This window comes from Nocardia aobensis NBRC 100429 (assembly GCF_000308375.1).
In the GTDB taxonomy this organism is placed as follows: Bacteria; Actinomycetota; Actinomycetes; order Mycobacteriales; family Mycobacteriaceae; genus Nocardia; species Nocardia aobensis.
Map to the genome: position 1 here is coordinate 40,601 of NZ_BAFQ01000102.1, position 17,986 is coordinate 58,586.

The 17,986-nt window shown below is 66.2% G+C and carries 19 protein-coding genes; 12 read left to right on the forward strand and 7 right to left on the reverse strand.

Features of this window, described 5'->3' with window-relative positions; translation table 11 throughout:
* The first annotated feature begins 8 nt into the window (after positions 1 to 8).
* The 3 genes from RJ03_RS12945 to RJ03_RS12955 all read left to right on the forward strand — a co-directional run bounded on the left by RJ03_RS12945 (position 9) and on the right by RJ03_RS12955 (position 3,231).
* The gene (locus RJ03_RS12945; RefSeq protein WP_036501620.1) at positions 9 to 1,601 is read left to right on the forward strand and encodes a precorrin-2 C(20)-methyltransferase; all 1,593 of its coding nucleotides are present in this window, start codon (positions 9 to 11) and stop codon (positions 1,599 to 1,601) included.
* Positions 1,602 to 1,872: 271 nt separating this feature from the next.
* Positions 1,873 to 2,481, forward strand: a complete 609-nt coding sequence (locus RJ03_RS12950; RefSeq protein WP_036501624.1) for a DUF8020 domain-containing protein — start codon at positions 1,873 to 1,875, stop codon at positions 2,479 to 2,481.
* Between the two features lie 18 nt (positions 2,482 to 2,499).
* The gene (locus tag RJ03_RS12955; protein ID WP_036501626.1) at positions 2,500 to 3,231 is read left to right on the forward strand and encodes a cobalt-precorrin-6A reductase; all 732 of its coding nucleotides are present in this window, start codon (positions 2,500 to 2,502) and stop codon (positions 3,229 to 3,231) included.
* A gap of 365 nt (positions 3,232 to 3,596) precedes the next feature.
* Here RJ03_RS12955 and RJ03_RS12960 read toward each other — a convergent pair whose 3' ends face one another.
* Positions 3,597 to 5,108, reverse strand: coding sequence for a carboxylesterase/lipase family protein (locus RJ03_RS12960; RefSeq protein WP_036501628.1), 1,512 nt, complete (start codon positions 5,106 to 5,108; stop codon positions 3,597 to 3,599).
* A gap of 340 nt (positions 5,109 to 5,448) precedes the next feature.
* On the opposite strand from RJ03_RS12960, the gene RJ03_RS35000 reads away from it, so the two are divergent.
* The 3 genes from RJ03_RS35000 to RJ03_RS12970 all read left to right on the forward strand — a co-directional run bounded on the left by RJ03_RS35000 (position 5,449) and on the right by RJ03_RS12970 (position 7,520).
* Positions 5,449 to 5,679 (forward strand): integrase core domain-containing protein, encoded by a 231-nt coding sequence (locus tag RJ03_RS35000; RefSeq protein ID WP_083870792.1) that lies wholly within the window; start codon positions 5,449 to 5,451, stop codon positions 5,677 to 5,679.
* A gap of 48 nt (positions 5,680 to 5,727) precedes the next feature.
* Positions 5,728 to 5,889, forward strand: coding sequence for a hypothetical protein (locus RJ03_RS37105; RefSeq protein ID WP_157121567.1), 162 nt, complete (start codon positions 5,728 to 5,730; stop codon positions 5,887 to 5,889).
* A gap of 101 nt (positions 5,890 to 5,990) precedes the next feature.
* The gene (locus tag RJ03_RS12970; RefSeq protein ID WP_218000957.1) at positions 5,991 to 7,520 is read left to right on the forward strand and encodes an outer membrane protein assembly factor BamB family protein; all 1,530 of its coding nucleotides are present in this window, start codon (positions 5,991 to 5,993) and stop codon (positions 7,518 to 7,520) included.
* Here RJ03_RS12970 and RJ03_RS39040 read toward each other — a convergent pair.
* The 4 genes from RJ03_RS39040 to RJ03_RS12990 form a co-directional block, all read right to left on the reverse strand.
* Positions 7,505 to 7,711, reverse strand: a complete 207-nt coding sequence (locus tag RJ03_RS39040) for an ElyC/SanA/YdcF family protein (protein ID WP_083870794.1) — start codon at positions 7,709 to 7,711, stop codon at positions 7,505 to 7,507. The two genes, RJ03_RS12970 and RJ03_RS39040, sit on opposite strands and share 16 nt — an antisense overlap.
* 979 nt (positions 7,712 to 8,690) lie before the next feature.
* The gene (locus RJ03_RS35005) at positions 8,691 to 9,080 is read right to left on the reverse strand and encodes a hypothetical protein (protein ID WP_157163408.1); all 390 of its coding nucleotides are present in this window, start codon (positions 9,078 to 9,080) and stop codon (positions 8,691 to 8,693) included.
* Positions 9,081 to 9,468: 388 nt separating this feature from the next.
* Positions 9,469 to 9,603 (reverse strand): hypothetical protein, encoded by a 135-nt coding sequence (locus RJ03_RS38825; protein ID WP_281032279.1) that lies wholly within the window; start codon positions 9,601 to 9,603, stop codon positions 9,469 to 9,471.
* A 93-nt stretch (positions 9,604 to 9,696) separates the two neighbouring features.
* Positions 9,697 to 10,431 (reverse strand): class I SAM-dependent methyltransferase, encoded by a 735-nt coding sequence (locus RJ03_RS12990; RefSeq protein WP_051024632.1) that lies wholly within the window; start codon positions 10,429 to 10,431, stop codon positions 9,697 to 9,699.
* 281 nt (positions 10,432 to 10,712) lie between these two features.
* Between RJ03_RS12990 and RJ03_RS38830 the strand changes: the two genes are divergently transcribed.
* Positions 10,713 to 10,841, forward strand: coding sequence for a hypothetical protein (locus tag RJ03_RS38830; protein WP_269750147.1), 129 nt, complete (start codon positions 10,713 to 10,715; stop codon positions 10,839 to 10,841).
* Between the two features lie 69 nt (positions 10,842 to 10,910).
* Here RJ03_RS38830 and RJ03_RS12995 read toward each other — a convergent pair whose 3' ends face one another.
* On the reverse strand, positions 10,911 to 11,393 hold the full coding sequence (locus tag RJ03_RS12995; RefSeq protein WP_051024633.1) for an SMI1/KNR4 family protein: 483 nt from the start codon (positions 11,391 to 11,393) through the stop codon (positions 10,911 to 10,913).
* A 466-nt stretch (positions 11,394 to 11,859) separates the two neighbouring features.
* Between RJ03_RS12995 and RJ03_RS13000 the strand changes: the two genes are divergently transcribed.
* Positions 11,860 to 12,558 carry an Lsr2 family DNA-binding protein gene (locus tag RJ03_RS13000; RefSeq protein WP_051024634.1) on the forward strand — a complete coding sequence of 233 codons (699 nt, stop codon included), beginning with the start codon at positions 11,860 to 11,862 and terminating at the stop codon, positions 12,556 to 12,558.
* Positions 12,559 to 12,646: 88 nt separating this feature from the next.
* On the opposite strand, the gene RJ03_RS13005 is transcribed toward RJ03_RS13000, so the two are convergent.
* A complete protein-coding gene (locus RJ03_RS13005; protein ID WP_051024635.1) occupies positions 12,647 to 13,084 on the reverse strand; it encodes a nuclear transport factor 2 family protein in 438 nt (145 codons plus the stop codon).
* A gap of 46 nt (positions 13,085 to 13,130) precedes the next feature.
* On the opposite strand from RJ03_RS13005, the gene RJ03_RS13010 reads away from it, so the two are divergent.
* The 4 genes from RJ03_RS13010 (at position 13,131) to RJ03_RS13025 (ending at position 17,909) form a co-directional block, all read left to right on the forward strand.
* Entirely contained in the window at positions 13,131 to 13,646 is a 516-nt protein-coding gene (locus RJ03_RS13010) for a winged helix-turn-helix transcriptional regulator (protein ID WP_036501637.1), read from the forward strand.
* A gap of 816 nt (positions 13,647 to 14,462) precedes the next feature.
* Positions 14,463 to 15,164: a type 1 glutamine amidotransferase domain-containing protein gene (locus tag RJ03_RS13015; protein WP_036501640.1), complete on the forward strand. Its 702-nt coding sequence runs from the start codon at positions 14,463 to 14,465 to the stop codon at positions 15,162 to 15,164.
* A gap of 535 nt (positions 15,165 to 15,699) precedes the next feature.
* Positions 15,700 to 17,403 (forward strand): SEL1-like repeat protein, encoded by a 1,704-nt coding sequence (locus RJ03_RS13020; protein ID WP_036501641.1) that lies wholly within the window; start codon positions 15,700 to 15,702, stop codon positions 17,401 to 17,403.
* Positions 17,404 to 17,540: 137 nt separating this feature from the next.
* The gene (locus tag RJ03_RS13025) at positions 17,541 to 17,909 is read left to right on the forward strand and encodes a VOC family protein (RefSeq protein WP_036501643.1); all 369 of its coding nucleotides are present in this window, start codon (positions 17,541 to 17,543) and stop codon (positions 17,907 to 17,909) included.
* The last annotated feature ends 77 nt before the right edge of the window (positions 17,910 to 17,986 follow it).

The following is a 17,986-nucleotide window of genomic DNA, read 5'->3' on the forward strand; positions in this document are numbered from 1 at the left end:
GGCACGGCATGAGCGCTCAGGGTGTGGCTCCCGGAAAGCTGTGGGGTGTGGGTCTCGGCCCCGGCGACCCGGAGCTGGTGACGGTGAAGGCGGCCCGCATCATCGAATCGGCCGATGTCATCGCCTTCCACAGCGCCCGCCACGGTCGCAGCATCTCGCGCTCGATCGCGGCGCCGTATATGCGGCCAGGCCAGCTGGAGGAACATCTCGTCTATCCGGTGACCACCGAGACCACCGACCATCCGGGCGGCTATCAGGGCGCGATCGACGAATTCTACGAACGCGCCGCCGACCTGCTGGCCGGCCACCTGTCCGCAGGCCGCACCGTCGCGCTGCTGGCGGCCGGCGATCCACTGTTCTACAGCTCGTACATGCATATGCACCGGCGCCTGGCCGACCGGTTCCCCGCGGAGATCATCCCGGGCATCACCTCGGTCAGTGCCGCCTCGGCCGCGCTCGGCACACCGTTGGTGGAGGGTGAGCAGGTGCTGACGGTGCTGCCCGGGACCATGCCGCCGGATCAGCTCGCCGAACGCCTCGCCGACGCCGACGCCGCGGCGATCATGAAACTCGGCCGCACCTATCCCGGTGTGCGCCAAGCGTTGTCGAAGGCCGGTCGGCTCGACGACGCCTACTACGTGGAACGCGCCAGCAGCGGGCGGCAGCGGATCCTGCGCGCCGCCGACGTCTCCGACGCCGACGTGCCGTATTTCGCCATCACCGTGGTGCCCGGACCTGCCCCGACCACCGAGATACCGTTCACCACCGCCGAACCCGCTGCGGCCCAGGATGATTCGCCCGCCTCCCCCGCCTCCGAGGTCGGCGAGGTCGTGGTGGTGGGACTGGGACCCGGCTCCCCGCAGTGGACCACGCCCGAGGTGACCCGCGCCCTCGCGGCGGCGACCGACATCGTCGGCTACACCACCTACGTGAATCGGGTGCCGGTCCGGCCCGGGCAGCGCCGCCATCTCAGCGACAACCGGGTCGAATCCGAACGCGCCGCCATGGCCTTGGATCTGGCGAAATCCGGAGCCCGCGTGGTGGTCGTGTCCTCCGGCGATCCCGGGGTTTTCGCGATGGCCGCCGCGGTCGTCGAGGAATCCGCGGATCCGCAGTGGCGTGACGTGCCCGTGCGGGTGCTGCCCGGCGTCACCGCGGCCAGTGCCGTCGCCGCCCGCATCGGCGCACCCCTCGGCCACGATTTCGCGATGATCTCGCTCTCGGACCGCCTCAAACCGTGGGAGACCGTGGCACAACGCATTTCGGCGGTCGCCGCCGCCGATATGGCGATCGCGATCTACAACCCGGCCTCCACCCAGCGACGGTGGCAGGTGGGCGCCCTGCGCGAGCTCGTCCTCGAACACCGCGGCCCGGACACACCGGTGGTCCTCGGCCGCGACGTCGGTGGGCCGACCGAATCGGTGCGCGTGACGACGCTGGCCGAGCTGAACCCGGACGAGGTCGACATGCGCACGCTGCTCATCATCGGCGCATCCACCACCGCCACCGTCGAAACCCCGCACGGGACACGGGTTTTCACCTCACGGCGGTACGGGCAGGCAGTACGGGACAACACCGCGTCGGTCGCGGCCGACCGGTAGGACGGCAGCCGGACACGGCCGCCACGAACGCCGAGCGCACACGAACGCGCGGACCTGCGTTCGTCTCCAGCGGCGCGGGGAGCTTCGGGCGCGGGTTCCGGCGCAAGGCGGTCGACAACTCCCAGTGGCTGGAGTACCTGGATCGCCAAAGTGACGGTAGAGTAACGATTCTGATCCGATTCCCACAGACGGCAACCGGCTGACCTGCGGAAATGTTTCGGGTCAGCGTAATCCGATCGTTATGTCGGGTGATCGATCCGATGGGAAATAGATGAGATTCACCAACATTGTCGGCACCTCGCTGATCGCCATCGCGGCGACGAGCATCGCCTACGGTACCGCTTACGCCGAACCTGCCGCGCCCGCGCCGGCGCCGAGCCAGGTTCAGACCCAGCAGAGCCCGGCCGTGCACGGCACGGACCAGGGTGTCGGCTACACCACCGAACTCGCCGATATGGGCAACAAGATCGTCACCACGGTGACGGGTGGCAAGTTCGCCCTCACCTCGGACAAGTCGGCGGTCACCCTGACCAACGACCAGGGCGCCGTGGTGATGAGCTACCCGCTCTCGGCCAAGGGGCCCAACGGCACCACCGTCGCCGCCGCGGTGAACGAGGACGGCACCAGCCTGACGCTGACCCCCCAGGGGCAGCCGATCTCGTCGGTGAAGAACATCTCCGGTCAGGACTGGTTCTTCTCCGAGCTGCAGCACGCCTCGCTGGGCGCCGCGGTCGGCGCGGTGATCGGCTTCCTGGTCGGCCTGATCTTCATCGGCGTCGGCTCGATTCCGGGCGCGGTCCTGGGCGGTGTGATCGGCCTGCTGGTCGCGGGCGGCCAGCCGCTGATCGACTCGGCCTTCGCCTACTTCAGCGGTAACTGACCCGGAAGTGCTGCGACACTGAAGGTTCTGATTCTCGGCGGCACCCGGGAAGCCCGGCAGCTCGCCGATATCGCCTCCGGCGAGCGAGGATTCGACATCGTCTCCTCGCTCGCCGGCCGGGTGCGCGAACCCGTCCTGCCTGCCGGCGCGGTGCGCATCGGCGGCTTCGGTGGCACCGAGGGGCTACGGAAATGGCTGGCGGACAATGCGATCGACGCGGTCGTCGACGCCACCCATCCCTTCGCCGGCACCATCTCCTCGCATGCGGCCGATGCGGCACGAGCGGGCGGGGTGCCGATCGTGCACCTGCGCCGGCCGGGCTGGTCCGAACAACCCGGTGACCGGTGGTCGCGGGTGCCGGATCTGGCCGCCGCCGCCCACGCCGTGACCGCCTTCGACCGCGTCTTCCTCACCATCGGCCGCCAGGGCGTGGGTGCCTTCGCCGCGCTCGGTGAGCCGTGGTTTCTGATCCGGGCCATCGATCCGCCCACCGGGCCCGTTCCGCCGCAACATCTCCTGCTTCTCGCCCGTGGCCCGTTCACCGCGGCACAGGAGGTCGATCTGCTGCGCGAGCATCGCATCTCCGTGATGGTGACCAAGGACAGCGGTGGCGACCTCACCGCGGCCAAGCTGACCGCTGCCCGTCGGTGCGGCATTCCAGTCGTGGTCGTCGATCGGCCACCGGTGCCCGAAGGCGTCGAGTGCGCGGAATCGGTTGCGGCGGCGTGGGAATGGCTGAACGCGCGCTGACGCCGTCGTCCGTGCCGGCTGTTCACGTGCTCGTGTTCGGCATCGATCCATTCCTCGGACATGCGGTAGGCACGGCTGACACGACTGCCGATCGTCCTGTACACGACGTCGGTGTCGAAAATCCCCCGCTGCCCCCTGCCGCGAGATATTCGGATAGCCCTTGTCTGAGCGAGTTGGTGGAACTCAGGGTTGTCGACCACGGCCGCTTCGGCTGTAAACGAACGATTCTGGTGGCTCTCGCCTTATGGGTTACCGCCGATTCTCTCTGCGGGTCTCGCGCATCAATCTCGCTTCGGCGCCGAACACCGGTACGAGATCGCCGCGCTCGACGCGGTCCGAACTTGGCCGAGCGGCAGCTACTTTCACTACGGAAGCAGCGGCAGCGCCGGGAAGGTGAAGCCTTTCCACAACAGCCGTGAGACATCCTCCGGGTAGGCGATGACCGTCGACGGCGTATCGAAGACCTGGGTGAGGCGCTGCTCGACGTCGTACGCGGGCCAGCCCGGATCGCCGTGCGCCGAGAATGACGTCCATGACCCGCGCATTCGCGCCGACAGCTCCGCCGCCGCCGGCGGGGGCGGGTCGCCGATCAGCATGGCGGTCTCCCCACTGCCCAGGTTGCCGAAAACGAGCGGCACGTCCAGCCCGTGGCAGGCGCCGAGAGCGCCGCCCATGCCCGGGGCAGTCCAGGTGAGCTCGTAGACGTGGGCTCGGCCGCCGCCTGCGACCTGCGCGTCGGCGAGCCGGACGCTCGGTATGCGGAACAACCAGTCGGCGTTGACCAGTTCGTAGAGCTCCTCATCGTCCGCGGTCGGGAACGCCTCGCGATACCGGCGCGCACCGTCCGGCCCGGCGAGAACGTGCAGCGCGGTCTCGGTCTGCTCGTTGGTGACCTGGCCGAGCACTCCATCGATCAGGCTGAACAGCCGATGCTCGTCCCGTGTGTGCCCGACGAGAAGCTCGACGTCGCGGGCGGTGCCCTCGGCCAGGGCCCGCCAGGGGGTCGTGGGCAGCACATCACCGTCGACGACCGGCGCATACGGTATCGGCCGGTGAGTGATCCGCCCCCAGCGCTCCCGCCACCGGCCCATTTTGGCGAAGACCGCGTCGCCGGCGGCGGGTAGCAGGTCCGGGGCCACCGCCGAGAGCCCGGACACCGTGGGCGCCACCCCGAGCTCGGCGGCGAAGGCCGCGGTGAGGTCGGCGGCCAGTTCGGGAGAGAAGAACGTTCCCGGCACACTCTGTGCGATCGCCCGGCGGAACAGCCCGGCGGCGCGCGGCATCGCGAGCAGCGCGGCGACCGATCCCGCACCCGCCGACTGCCCGAAGACAGTCACTCGCTCAGGGTCGCCACCGAACCCACGGATGTTGTCCCGCACCCACTCCAGGGCGGCAACCTGGTCGAGTAGTCCACGGTTGGCCGGGGCGCCCTCGATCTGGGCGAACCCCTCGATGCCGAGACGGTAGTTGAGGGTCACGACCACAGTTCCGGTCGCGGCCAGGTGCCCGGCGTCGTATTGCGGCAGGCCGGAGTTGCCCATGGCATATCCACCACCGGGAATCCACACCATCACCGGGAGCTCGGAGACCGGATCCGGTTCCGGCGTCCAGACGTTGACCGTCAGCCAGTCGCCTCCGGCAGTGGCCAGAGGCACCGCTAGCACGGCGGACTGCGGAGGCGGCGGGCCGTAGTCGACGGCCGGTCGCACCCCGTCCCAGCCGCGCACCGACTGCGGCGCGGCGAAACGCAGGTCGCCGACCGGCGGTTCGGCAAACGGGACGCCGCGGAAGACCGCCGGCCCCGCCTCCCGGCGCCCGCGCAGCACGCCGGCCGCCGTGCGGACCTCCGGCTCGGACTGGTTACGGGATGCGGCCATTTCGTTTGTCCTATCTATGGCTGTCCGGCTGAGCATCCCCGCGCGCAAGACCCGGCGCAAACCATTTAGGCCAGATTCGATTGCCGTGCCGGTCGAATTGGATCGAGGTCACCCGAAAGCACTCGCTCGGGTTCGGAACCCGGTGGGATATCTCCCCTCGGGTCGTCGGCTGGTCGATCGACTCAACACAAACCGCCGCGCTGGTGACCAACGCACTGGGCATGGCCATCGCCAAACCGCTCACCACAGGCCGGGACGATCATTCATTCCGATCACGGGGTCCAATTCACCTCCGGGGCCTTCACCGACCGGGCCCCGTAAGTCCGGGCTGGTGCCCTCGATGGGCTCGATCGGCGACTGCTACGACGACGCCGTCATCGAATACCTTTGGGGCAGAACGCAAACCGATCTGTTGAACCGGCAGCGACGGAAGACGCGGATCGGGCTGGCAAACGCGATCTTCGAATACCTCGAGATCTTCCACAACCGCCGATGTCGTCACTCCGCCCTGGGAATGCGGACCCCGATCGAGTCCGAAATGATGCAACCGTTCATCCAACCCGTGGCCTGAAGTCCAGTATCGCGACCCCACGAAAACTGGGAACATCAGTCTGATTTCGTGGAACTGGGACAGATTCGGGTTCAGACGGCAATAATTCGAGGGAAAGTGCCGCACAGCAGCAACATCCATGCTCTGCTCCCGAACACCGGCCGGGGCCGGATCGGCGCACCGTGCACCTTCGGCGATGAAATCGCGCTGTGGTCAAAAGGATTCAGCTGATGAACATACGTACGAGCGTGAACAGCAAGGCCGACGCCACCAGTCACGCCGCGTTCCCAGCCAGGCTCCGAAAGCTACTACTCCGCGTGTGGTTTCCACTCGTGGCGGTTGTTCTGTTGTTCACCTCCGTCGCCTCCGCGCAGTCCCCGGCGGCCGGCGGAGACTGGCCCATGTGGCAATTCGATCCGACCGGTTCCCGATACAATCCGAACGAAACCGCTCTCACGCCCACCAATGTCGGTTCGTTGAAACTCAAGTGGGCATTCGCCTTCCCAGGCGCCGTCGCCGCATCCAGTCAGCCCGCAGTAGTAGGCGGTGTCCTCTACGTCGGCGGGCGCGACGGAAAGCTGTACGCTCTCGACGCCAAGACCGGTCGGTCCAAGTGGTCGTTCGACGCCCACACGACTCTCGGGAACCTTCCCACGTACGGGTTGCGCGACGGGATCGCGGTCGTGGGCGGCATCGTCTACTTCGGTGACAACTCGGCCAACCTGTGGGCACTCGACGCAGCGACGGGCGCCAAGCGGTGGAGCGCCAAACTCGACCAGCACCCATGGGCGATCATTACCAGCTCGCCGTTGGTATACAACGGCACGGTCTACGTGGGCACCTCGAGTCAGGAGGAGGGCCAAGCGGTCAACCCCGCCTACCAGTGCTGCTCATTTCGAGGCAGCATGGTGGCGGTCGATGCCGCGAGCGGCGCTATCAAGTGGCAGCACTACACGATTCCGCCCTCAGAGCCGACCGGTGGCACGCCGGCATTGGCGCCCAGCGGTGGGGCGATCTGGTCCTCACCCACCATCGACCCGACGAGCAACACGCTGTACTACACCTCCGGAAATCCCTACACCGGCACGCCCGACGGAGCGGAAGCGATCGCCGCGCTGGACCTGGGGAGCGGGGCGGTCCGTTGGAACCATCAGATGACCCCGAACGACACGTGGAACGTCCGCTGCCTGATACCACCGGCCGGAGGGAACTGCCCGAATCCCGGTCACGACTACGACTTCGGCACTCAGCCGAACATTTTCACCATCAACGGCCGCAGAGTCGTCGGCGCGGGTCAGAAGAGCGGCATCTACCATCTGCTCGACGCCACGAACGGCGCGATCATCTGGCAATCCCAGCTGTCGTCTCCATCCACCCCCCTGCCGGTGCAGGGCGCCGAGTCGCTGCAAGGTATCCAGTGGGGCGCAGCCTACGACGGCAAACGCCTGTACGTGGCCACCTACCAGGCGGGTCCGGGCACTCTGTTCGCGCTGAACCCGGCCGACGGCTCACGTGTCTGGAGCACCCCGAACCCGCCCACCCTGTGCCCGCCCGGCATCAAATTGATCGACCAGCAGTGTCGGGCCATGCCGAATGCGGTATCCGCGACGCCCGGTCTGGTCTATGAGGGTAGTGTCGACGGCCACCTACGCGTCTTCTCGGCCGACACCGGCACGATCCTCGCGGACCTCAACACGTCGGGCGCCTACACGACTGTGAACCTGGTGCCAGGCACCGGCGGCTCGCTCAACGGCAACGGCGCGGTCATCTCGAACGGCATGCTCTACACAAACTCCGGCTACCTGCACCCGATCACCCAAGGCGCGCCAGGCAACGTCCTACTGGCCTACGGCCTGCCCTGATCGCGCGTGCCTACCAGGACCTGGGCATCGATACCGAGGCGGCGGGTCAGCCCGGCCGTCCGCAGAACGTGAAAGTTACTGGTTACCACCGTGATTCGGAGCTGCTCCGGATCGATACCGCGCCGGTTCAGCTCGCGCAGGCAGTTGCGCAGATCCTCGGCGGTGTTGCGCGAGTGCCGTTCTCGGACGATGGCGTGTCCGGAAGACGCCGCGCGCGGTGAGGTAACGCGCCACCGCGTCGGCTTCGGGACGAGCCGCCAAGCTGCCGTAGATCAGTGCGTAGCCGCCGAACGCGATCAGATGCGCCACGAAACAGACCGCGACCGCAGCGACCAGAACGATGGACTGCATCTGCTACTGCCGTCCAACCGATGCCGGCGCTGGCTGATCCTCTCGACCTGGCCGGCCGACCGCATCCTCTGGCGCCGGATCGGTCGTTCTCTCGCCTCGCATAATGGCCAGAAAACCGGTGTCTGGCCGCCGGTAATGCCCGCTTCCCACCACGGCCGGGCCCTGGCACGCGGAAACGCCGGGCGTCCGAAGTGGTCAGAGGCTCAGCACGCTGCTTCCGAGGCTGAGAACACTGCTGCCCGCACTGAGCAGCAAGCTGATGATGCTTTGAATGTCCATGTCCGATCTCTTTCCATCCGAGGAAACTGGGTCAGGATCCGAAACGGATGATCCCCCACCACCGCCGCCCAGCTCCGACGACCCTTCCCATCAATGGCGAATCGCTCGGACGAGCGGTCCGTCAGGCGGGCCTATCAAGGTTCCGGGCTGGCGCGTAAAGCCCGGCCGCCGGTGGCCACCAACGAGATCTCCCCGGCGACGAGGCGAGCGCGGCTGTCGTACCGGCGCGCGGCCGAACTACTCCGATGGTCTCTACACGCTGCATCAGTTGCGCCATTCCCCCGCGCCCACGCTGCGCAGGAGGCGCGTCGACTCCGGTGTTGCCGAGCGCTGCGGCGATCAGGGTGCGTTCACCGGTGAATCTCTATGGCCGAGCCGGGGCGGAGGCTACGACCTTGACTTCGCGCCTCTCCACTTTACCGATCAGCTCCACGGTTGCGATCGTATCGATCGGGCACCCGGAACGCTGCGCATCGCCACAAGACCTGGGGACAGGGACAGCGAGAGCCATTGCGCCGCAGACAGGCTCGGGGATCTTCGTCACTCGCGGCCGCACTCCGGATCCTTCAGCTTCGGCCCGACAACACGACGACGATCATTCTCCGTGTCGAGCATCTGCAGACTGTGGTTCAGCGCGTCGTGGATCCGGAATTCGCTCGTCCACCATTTGGCGGACCTGATCGGCAAACCCCGCGGCCGGTACTTGTTCATGATCTCGAGGTGGTTCGGCAGCTTGATGAACTGTGTCAACCCGTTGTCGTCGGCCCAGATCGAGAGCGAACCCACATGGCGGCGGCCCGGTTGTACATATGTCATGACTCCGACCGCGCCGTCGATCTCAGCGAGTTGATCACCGAGCTTTTCCGAAGCGCGCCAGATGTCGGCGACATCCGTGAGGTAGCGGGGCGTGTACTGCGTGAGACTGATCATGAACGGCCCGCCCGAGTTCGACGCCGGGCCACGCTTCCACCGGCTGTTGATCACGAGAGCGGACAACGATCGGCCGGAGTCACGGTGGTGAGCCCACGTTGCCCGGCCCGTGCGTACCGTTCGAGAGAGAGCGGTGACATCGCGAACGTCGCTGTTGTAGTGGCCCATTCCGGATCCCTTCGCTCGATTCACGCGCACTTCGGCGGCCGCGGGATCGGCAAGCACCGATTTAATACGCGTTCGCGTATCATCTATCTACGTAGACGATCTGTCAACGCTACTTGGTTTCCGAGGGCCCGAGTTCCTTCGGCAACAGGTCGTGATCGCCGGTAGACCCTCGACAGTGGCGGGAGCTCATACCGGGGCGCTGTTCGAGCGTCCCCGTGACTCAGTGCCGATCGGCCAGCCGGACGACGAAGCGCAGACCCGACCACGTCTCATCGAGAGCGCACGTCTTGTTGTCGACAAGCCCTGCGGCCAAGCCGAATTCGCGCACAACGGTATCGCTGAGATCGGTAACCAACCCATGCCTGTTGGGGCTGCTGAGCATAGAAAGCCCTAGGGCATTCGAATCTCCTCGCCTCCTGACATCTCCGGACAGCGCTGCCGGACACGATCAGTTCTTGACGGCCGCCACGCAGCGCTCGACCGGCGAGACCGGTCCGATGCGACCCGCTGGATCGAGGTAACGCTCGCGGTATTCGTCCGGACCGACCTGCTCGTGTTCGCGCCAGCCGAAGCGGGAGATCAGTTCCGCAACCTCGGCAGGACGGAGGCCGAACCGCCAGACACCCGTGTCGATGAAACGGCGACGGAGGCCGGGCGCGTCGTAGAGTTCGGCGCCGTCCAGAAACTCCTGACGGACATAGGTGAATGCGAGCCGGGTGCCGAGTGCCGCATTGTCGAGGGCCCGCAGGGTGTCGTGCACCGCCTCGGCCGTCAGGTACTGGGTGACGCCCTCCCAGACGATGATCGCCGGGCGGGCCGGATCGTAGCCGCGGGAAGTCAGAACCGTGGCCAGGTCGTCGTGCTCGAAGTCGATGGGCGCCAGGACGACCCGGCTGTCGCGGAGCCGGCGCCGCTTACGCGCGACGGAACGGGGCAGGTCCACTTCCACCGCGGTGGCCTCGGACGAGGCGGTGAACCGTGCGGCACGAGTGTCGAATCCGGCACCCAGCACCACGATCTGGGTGATGCCATCGGCAATCGCCCGCGCGACGGCATCGTCGAGATACCGCTTGCGGCAGGCGATGCTGTTCCAGATCCCGGGCGCGTCACGGTCCATCAGCGCAGCGAACCGGGTGCGGACCACACGCAGCCCGAACAGGGCGCGCAGCGGCGCGGGCAGCATCGTGGCGGCCAGTCTGAATCACCGCACGGCGCGGGTTGTGCCGGCATACCGCACGGCCGCGTCGGTTTCACTCGGCCGGTTGCGGGATGCCTTCGCGCGGTACGCCTTCGGCGACCTCGAAGCGTGGGCATCGAGCCCGGATACGCTGGAAAGCGTCCCCATCCCGAGACGGTTCACAGTGTCGAGCGAGCCCCGCTCGATATCGTGTTCCGCCCCACCAGACCACAGAGTCCGCACCACCGTCCTCCTTCCCCACCGAGTTCGCCACAGGGGGCTGCTTCATGTCACCTACCCGTGCAGCGGCGCGGCAAGCGCGGTTCGGTGCGGCTGAAGTCTCGATCGCCGCGACGCGGCGCAATATCGTGTTGGCCCGCAATGTGTTCGGCTTCGACGTGACGGTGGAAAAATGACGTCCCTGATCCAGGGCCGTTGGCAGTAATGAACACCAGACCGGCCAGAGGGCGGAAAGTAACACAAGCTCAGGGGTTCTCGGCCTCACGCCAGCCAAGGAACCGGTGGGGCGTACTCGCGAGCTTCCGGGCTTCGAGCGGGGCTGTTGTTCTCCCCTCGAGAACCGTCACAAGAAACTCCACCAGCCCCCCGTCGAAGACCGTCCAGGACTTTTCTCCATGGAGCGCCTGGCGTCGGAAGACGGCGATCTTCCACGTGTCGGGCTCACCGATGCGCAGCCAGACCAACACATCTCCGTCGGTCGTGCCTCCGAGGACCAGAAGCTTCAGTGGGCCGCCATCGGGGAAGTGGACCGCGAGCTCGGCCTCGTCCTCGGGCCGGAGGTACGGCGCGAACCCGTCGAGCAGGTCGCCGTACACCGACCCGGGCACCGGAGGAGTACTGATGCCGAGGTACTCGTCGATCTCTCCCCCGCCGTACACCTCGACGAACTCCCGGTAGTCCGACGGCAGCACGAGCCCTTCCGTCCGGGCGAGTTCCTCCCAGTCCACGGTGTCTCCACCACTGGACGGAGGTGGGAGCACGTCACGCAGGCGGGCCACCAAGGGATGTGACACAGCGGATTCCTTTCAGAGATGCGGGGGTCACGCTCAGTCTCCCGCGAGGGGAACGTCGACGCCCGTCCTGCCGTCGACCGCGGTTCTTCCAGCCGCTGCCGTCAGTTTGGACGAGGTTGGAAACTTCTCGGAGTCGGAGCCGACCCGCACCCCACGAACCGCGATCGAATCATGGGCGCGGGCGCGGTACCGGGTGGGGTGCGGCCAAGGTACGTCCGGCCGCGCTCGGAGCCCACCGGGCAGCTCTGCGGAATCCGGCGCTGAGCAAGTGCTGCAGATGAGCAATTGCCTGCAGTAGCCCGCTTTACGTGACTTTTCACAGGTCGGCCCCCACGGCCTTCTCGGACAGTTTGTGAGCCGGCTGGCCGACCGCACAGCTTGGCCGTACGGTCGAACCGTTATGACTTCAATCGCGGACCTGCTGCGGATCTGTCCACCGCCCGCCCACCCGGTCTCAGTGGACTGGGGCGCTGTCGAAAGCACCCTGGGTGTCAAGTTGCCGACCGACTACAAGCAGCTCGCCACGATGTACGGCCCCGGCAATTTCTGCGAGTACTTGAGGGTCTATCACCCGCACGGCCCCACCGAGTGGGTCAATCTCCTCGGCCCGATGCCGGCAACTCTGCGCCGGCAACTGCGCGATGATCGTGACACTGGTCGTTTTCCGGTGCCGCACGCCCCGGACAGCTTGTTCGCCTGCGGGGTCACCGACAACGGCGAGTATCTCTTCTGGATCGCCGAACCCGCGGACGATCCCGACCACTGGCGTGTAGCCATCAACGAAGCCCGCGGGCCGCGCTGGTACACCTTCGACGGCAGCTTGGTTGCATTCCTCGCCGCCAGCTTCAGCGGTCGGATCGAGGTGCCACTGTTCCCCGACGGGCTCCTCGATGACGGTGTCAGCTTCTCCCGTGATTCCGAGCAGCAGCTGCCAGGTTCGCACGCCACTGATCTCGATAGTTCAGGCGCAGCACAGACTGTGGATCCCCACGTCATTCGTGCGTGGGCTCGCGCCAATGGATACGACCTACCCGACAGAGGGCGCATTCCCACCGCGATTACACAGGCGTGGCAGCGCGCGAGCATCCGGTCCGACTGACCACCTGCCTGGGGATCTCGAGTTCGAGAGTCCGCGCCCGCTGGCCGGCGGTGGCGTAGAGATCGTTCATCGCGTGTTGCCGCCGGCCTCACAGCGATCGGGCGATCGCCCCGTCTGCCTGCTGCCGGTCGAGGGCGCGTTGCAAAGTCAGGGTGTCTTCCAGGACCAGATCGTCCACCAGCTTGCCCCAGCGCAGGGTGAGCCACTGCATCGCGGTGTTGCGGTAACCGCTGCCGTCGGCCAGGGTTCCACTCACCCGCAGCTGGACCGCGACCTTCGTTCTCCAGGGCGGGCCACTGGAGACCACATCCACCAATTCCAGGCGCAATCCCGGCAGCAGTTGATCGAAGCGGGCAAACCAATCGCGGAACGCCTCCGGTCCGCGCAGGTCGGCACCGAGCGGGGTATCGCCGAGGAAGCGGAATCGCAGGTCCGGCGCCGCCATCGCCACAGCGGCGTCGTGATCACCCGAGCCGGTGCGGCGCCACGTTCTCCGGACCAGGAACCGTACGATGGCGTTGTACATAAAACGACTGTAAGCAGCTAGCTTGCTCAAAGCAAGGGACTGGAAGATGGGGCGAACGAACTTTCACGAGATCGCGTGCTCGATCGCGCGTTCGGCGTCGATCATCGGAGACTCGTGGACCCTGCTGATCCTTCGCGATGCGGCACTGGGCCTGCGGCGTTTCGAGGAGTTGCAGCGCGACCTCGGTATCGCCACCAATGTGCTGAGCCAGCGACTGCAGCGGCTGGTGGACCAGGGCGTCTTGCGGCGTCACCGCTACGAGCAGCGGCCCGACCGATACGAATACCACCTGACAGACAAGGGTCAGGAACTGCTTCCGGTGCTGTTCGCCCTCATGGCTTGGGGTGATAAATGGGAGTCCGGGACCGAGGGGCCGCCGCTGGTGCTGCACCATCGCACGTGCGGTCATCGAGTCGAGGCGAAGGTGACATGCGACGGCTGCGGCGGCGAGCTGACGCCGGAATCGGTTGTCTATCAGCCAGGTCCGGGCGGCCGCACCGGCGAAGGCACCGCGCTGATCGCGACCGTGCTGAATTCCGCGGGCGACCGCACAACACCGTGAACGAGGTCGGTTCGCCGCAGTTCTTCTCCTGGCGCACAACGGGTCGCGGCTGATGCACGCTACGAGCCGGGGTCAACGGTTCATCCCGACGAGGTCCCGTTGAAGCGAGTCCCGTGGCCTCGACTCAACCGCGGATACCCTGCTCGGGAGGCCGAGCCGTGGGCACCGGCAACCGGCAAGCACAACCGCCCGACGTCATGATTGCGAGAAGACGGCAACCACGGCGTCCAGTCTCCGCTCGCGTCGGTCGTTTGTCCGACCTCGATGATGTGCCCCTCGGGATCGCGTATGTAGCAACGAATCTCGTACTGGTGCTGTTTCGGCGGCGTCAGGAATTGCGCACCAAACCATCTTTCGCGGGATTCCCTTGGAACTCACATCAATGCCTGACTCCCAACTGTTCACCACTCCGTGCAACAGCGACGGCTTGTCCAGGTGCTCGCCGAGCGGGCCTCGACTGCAGGACGCGGCGAACCTCGGCTGGAAACAGGCGCTCGTCCTCGACGAGCACGCTGAGCCCACACTCCCGACAGGTGGATGGCAGACAGGCGCAACGATCGAACGGCAGCCAGGCCTCACCGCTCCCCTGTCCGCCTGGCAGTCCGGCCCGGTGTGGAGACAACACGGTCAGGCCGCTCTCATGCCCACGCGGCCGCCCGCGAACGCCGCTGGCCACCCCGCTCGGAGGCTCACACACAGGCAACGCAAGGCGCGCACCCGTCGCTGTCTCGAATCCACGTTTCACGGTCGAGCACGAGCGCCGCCATGGTTCGGGTGTCACGCTGAAGGAAGGGGCCGATCCGAGAGGAGTGCATCATGTCCAAGCCGAAGATCTTGTTCATCGTGAGTGGGGCCACGTACTGGGTGCTCAAGGACGGAACGAGGTACGCGACCGGCTACTGGGCCGAGGAGTTCGCCAACCCCTACAAGATGCTCACCGACGCGGGCTACGAAATCGTCGTCGCCACTCCCGGCGGCACCACGCCGAACGTGGACATGATGAGCCTGCGCCCCGCGATGGCAGGGGGCGAACAGGGCGCGCTGGATCTGGAAGCGATCATCCGCGACGCGGAGGCTCTGCGCCGGCCGCTGCAGCTGTCGAACGTACGCCTGGAGGACTACGTGGCGGTCTACTTGCCCGGCGGCCACGGCCCCATGGCCGACCTGGCGTTCGACGCCGACGCGGGCCGCCTGCTCACGGCGCAACTGGAGTCGGGCAACCCGCTGTTCATCGTGTGCCACGCGCCCTCCGCGATGCTGGCCACCAGAATCCACGGCGTCTCGCCCTTCCAGGGCTACAACGTCACCGGCTTCTCCAACGAGGAGGAAGAGGCCGTCGGCCTCGCCTCACGGGCCACATGGCTGCTGGAAACGGACCTGAAAGAGAAGGTCAAGGTCAACTACAGCCGTGGCCCCATCTGGGAGCCCTACATGGTCGAGGACCGTAACCTCGTCACCGGCCAAAACCCGCACTCCGCCGCGGTTCTGGGAGGGCGGATGCTGGAAATCCTCAATTAGGGACGCCAACCCACCGCGACCGAAAACACAACGCGCAATCCGATCCTGCCTCCGATGACCAAGCAGCTCAGTCCGAATCCGACCCGGTATCGGCCACATCGACCATTGTCGTGTCAGACATCAAGTACCACTCCATAATTCGGAGTTACGCCGTTGTCTGTACGGTCCCCTCTGCTCCCGGTTGCCCGCGTCATATAGTGCATGTCGGGATTCGGAAGGCACTTGCAACGGGGGGATTTTGGCTGAGCAGATGTGCGTAGGCACTTGGATTTTCGGGTTCGCCAACATGCGCCGACGGCACTCGCCTGCCGAACAGTCGGTGGTGCGATGGAGTTGGGTTTGTGAGCAGGAAGGTCCCGATAGTGGCGCAAGGTGATTCGGACGCGGTCGAGCGTTGGCGCGCTCGGGCCGAGGCCGGGGATGTGGATGCGATGTTCTATCTCGGGGAGCACTTCCACCTCGGGTCGACGGCGATCAGGAACAGGCGAAGTTCTGGTATCGCAAGGCCATCGACGCGACCGGCGATACCGATGCCATGAACCACCTCGGCATCTTGCTCCGCACAGAGGGTGACCTCGACCAGGCCGAGCACTGGTTGCGCAAGGCCGTCGACGCGGGGAGGACGGGGTCGATGTCCAATCTCGGTGTCGTGCTCTCCGATGGTGGAAAGAGAGCGGAGGCCGAGCACTGGTATCGCAAGGCTGTCGACGAGACCGGCGACACCGGCGCGATGATCAATCTGGGGATGCTGTTTCTGGATGCTGACGACTCTCAGCAGGCCGAGCACTGGTATCGCGAAGCCGCCGATGCCGGACGTGCCGATGCCTTGGACCGCCTCGGCCCCCTGCTCGCGCAGGGCGATGAGGTGCAACAGGCGGAATATCGCGATCGTGTGGCCGCCCAGGATGGCGACCATTGGGCCATGCACCGCCTCGGTTCGCTGTTCGACCAGCGCGGTGATCGTGAGCGCGCGAAAAAGTGGTATCGCCAGGCCGCGGATGCGGGCAACGGGGCATCGATGAACAATCTCGCAATCCTGTACCAGGGCGATGACAGCGAACAGCTCGAATACTGGATGGCCAAGGCGGCCGCAACGGGGGGCCCGGATGCGATGAACAACTTTGCGCTCCTGGCCCAGAGTGCCGGCGATCGGGACAAGGCCGCATATTGGTTCGGTAAGGCCGCCGACGCCGGGAACCAGCAGGCTCGGGAGAATCTCAACGCACTGCGTGCGCAGAACGATGGTGGGGCCGGCCAGGCACAATCGGAGGTGGCAACCAGCGATGCCGAGGCGTTGCGTGGGCGGGCCGAGGCCGGCGACGCCGACGCGATGAACGAATTGGGCGCCCTGCTCACGCGATTCGGCGACCGCGACCAGGCCGAGCACTGGTACCGCCGAGCGGTCGAGGCCGGCAGCACCGTCGCGCGGCACAACTTGGGCCACCTGTTCGAGCACGCGGGCGATATCGAACAGGCCGAGCACTGGTACCGCACGGCCGCCGAGGCCGGATTTTCCGGCTCGATGATCAACCTCGGGAATCTGCTCCGGGCCCATAACGATTCGCAGCAAGCCGAACACTGGTACCTCGAGGCTGCCCACAACTTCCACAGCGGCGCGATGTTCAATCTCGCAGACCTCTACGAACACGAAGATAAGCCGGACCGGGCGGCCTTCTGGTATCGCAGGGCTGCTGACGCCGGCGACACCGACGCCAAGTCCAGGTACCAGAAGCTGCGCGAACAGGGGATCGAACCCGCCGGTATCGAACTCGGGCCTCGTAAGATCTTCGACGCCGGCCAGATCGAGGCGTTGCGCAGGGCCGCTTACGCCGGCGACACGTGCGCGATGTTCACTCTCGGGGTCGTGTGCCAATGGGATGGTCATCGGAAGCAGTCCAAACGCTGGCTGAGAAGAGCGGTCGACGCCGGTGACGGCCTCGCGGGGACCCTGAGCGCACAGCTCGAGATGGCCAGCGATCCGAAACGGACCGAACCTCGCAGCGACCAGGATCCGGCCGAAGACGTGTGGGAGATGTTCACTCTCGGAGTTCGGGCCCAGAGCAAGGGCGACCTGGAGCAGGCAGAGTACTGGCTGGGCAAGGCCGCCCGCCGCGGCCACTTCGCCTCCGGATTGCTGTGGGACCCACCCGAATACAACGGAGTTCGGAACCAGACAAAGCACGCCGGAGACGGAGGACGGACCAGACGATTCGGGATACCGAAGCGCAGAAGGCAGTGACGGTGGGGAGTGGACCTCGGCGGACCGCTTACGGCCGCCGATCTCGGGCGCGGGCCGGTGTCGCGTTTTTGCAATCGTCTGCGGCTTCCGGTGTTGCAGGCTGACTGACAGTAATCTTGTTGCGGAGAGGAAAAACCATGGCGGTTGCCACGTTGAAAATGCTCACCCTGGACAGTGCCGACGCACGACGAGACGCGGAGTTCTGGGCGGCGGCGCTCGGTTGGAAAATCGCGCACGTGCAGGACGAGTACGCCATGCTCACCGGTCCGGATCACGCGCTCGGATTCGGCACGATCCCGGACTATCAGCCGCCGGCCTGGCCGAACGAGAACGGCACCAAACAGTTCCACCTGGATTTGGCGGTCGAAGACCTCGAGATCGCCAGTAAACAACTGGTCGAACTGGGCGCCACCGTGCCGGAGTTTCAGCCTGGTGAGACCTGGCGGGTGCTGCTCGATCCCAGCGGCCACCCGTTCTGCCTCACCCTCGCTGCCAACTGGGGCTAGCTGGCGTCTCCCAATGATTTGAGCCATTCGACGATGAGAGCCAGTGTGAATCAGGCGCGGTAGGTCAGGGCGAGCTT

Bases quoted from the DNA above. Each gene is read 5' to 3' on its own strand.
- RJ03_RS13015 (WP_036501640.1), top strand. From the start codon at position 14,463: ATGTCCAAGCCGAAGATCTTGTTCATCGTGAGTGGGGCCACGTACTGG.
- RJ03_RS13005 (WP_051024635.1), bottom strand. From the start codon at position 13,084: ATGTACAACGCCATCGTACGGTTCCTGGTCCGGAGAACGTGGCGCCGC.
- RJ03_RS38830 (WP_269750147.1), top strand. From the start codon at position 10,713: ATGTCACCTACCCGTGCAGCGGCGCGGCAAGCGCGGTTCGGTGCGGCT.
- RJ03_RS12950 (WP_036501624.1), top strand. From the start codon at position 1,873: ATGAGATTCACCAACATTGTCGGCACCTCGCTGATCGCCATCGCGGCG.
- RJ03_RS13025 (WP_036501643.1), top strand. From the start codon at position 17,541: ATGGCGGTTGCCACGTTGAAAATGCTCACCCTGGACAGTGCCGACGCA.
- RJ03_RS12945 (WP_036501620.1), top strand. From the start codon at position 9: ATGAGCGCTCAGGGTGTGGCTCCCGGAAAGCTGTGGGGTGTGGGTCTC.
- RJ03_RS13020 (WP_036501641.1), top strand. From the start codon at position 15,700: ATGAACCACCTCGGCATCTTGCTCCGCACAGAGGGTGACCTCGACCAG.
- RJ03_RS12990 (WP_051024632.1), bottom strand. From the start codon at position 10,431: ATGCTGCCCGCGCCGCTGCGCGCCCTGTTCGGGCTGCGTGTGGTCCGC.
- RJ03_RS35000 (WP_083870792.1), top strand. From the start codon at position 5,449: ATGGGCTCGATCGGCGACTGCTACGACGACGCCGTCATCGAATACCTT.
- RJ03_RS13010 (WP_036501637.1), top strand. From the start codon at position 13,131: ATGGGGCGAACGAACTTTCACGAGATCGCGTGCTCGATCGCGCGTTCG.
- RJ03_RS13000 (WP_051024634.1), top strand. From the start codon at position 11,860: ATGACTTCAATCGCGGACCTGCTGCGGATCTGTCCACCGCCCGCCCAC.
- RJ03_RS35005 (WP_157163408.1), bottom strand. From the start codon at position 9,080: ATGATCAGTCTCACGCAGTACACGCCCCGCTACCTCACGGATGTCGCC.
- RJ03_RS12960 (WP_036501628.1), bottom strand. From the start codon at position 5,108: ATGGCCGCATCCCGTAACCAGTCCGAGCCGGAGGTCCGCACGGCGGCC.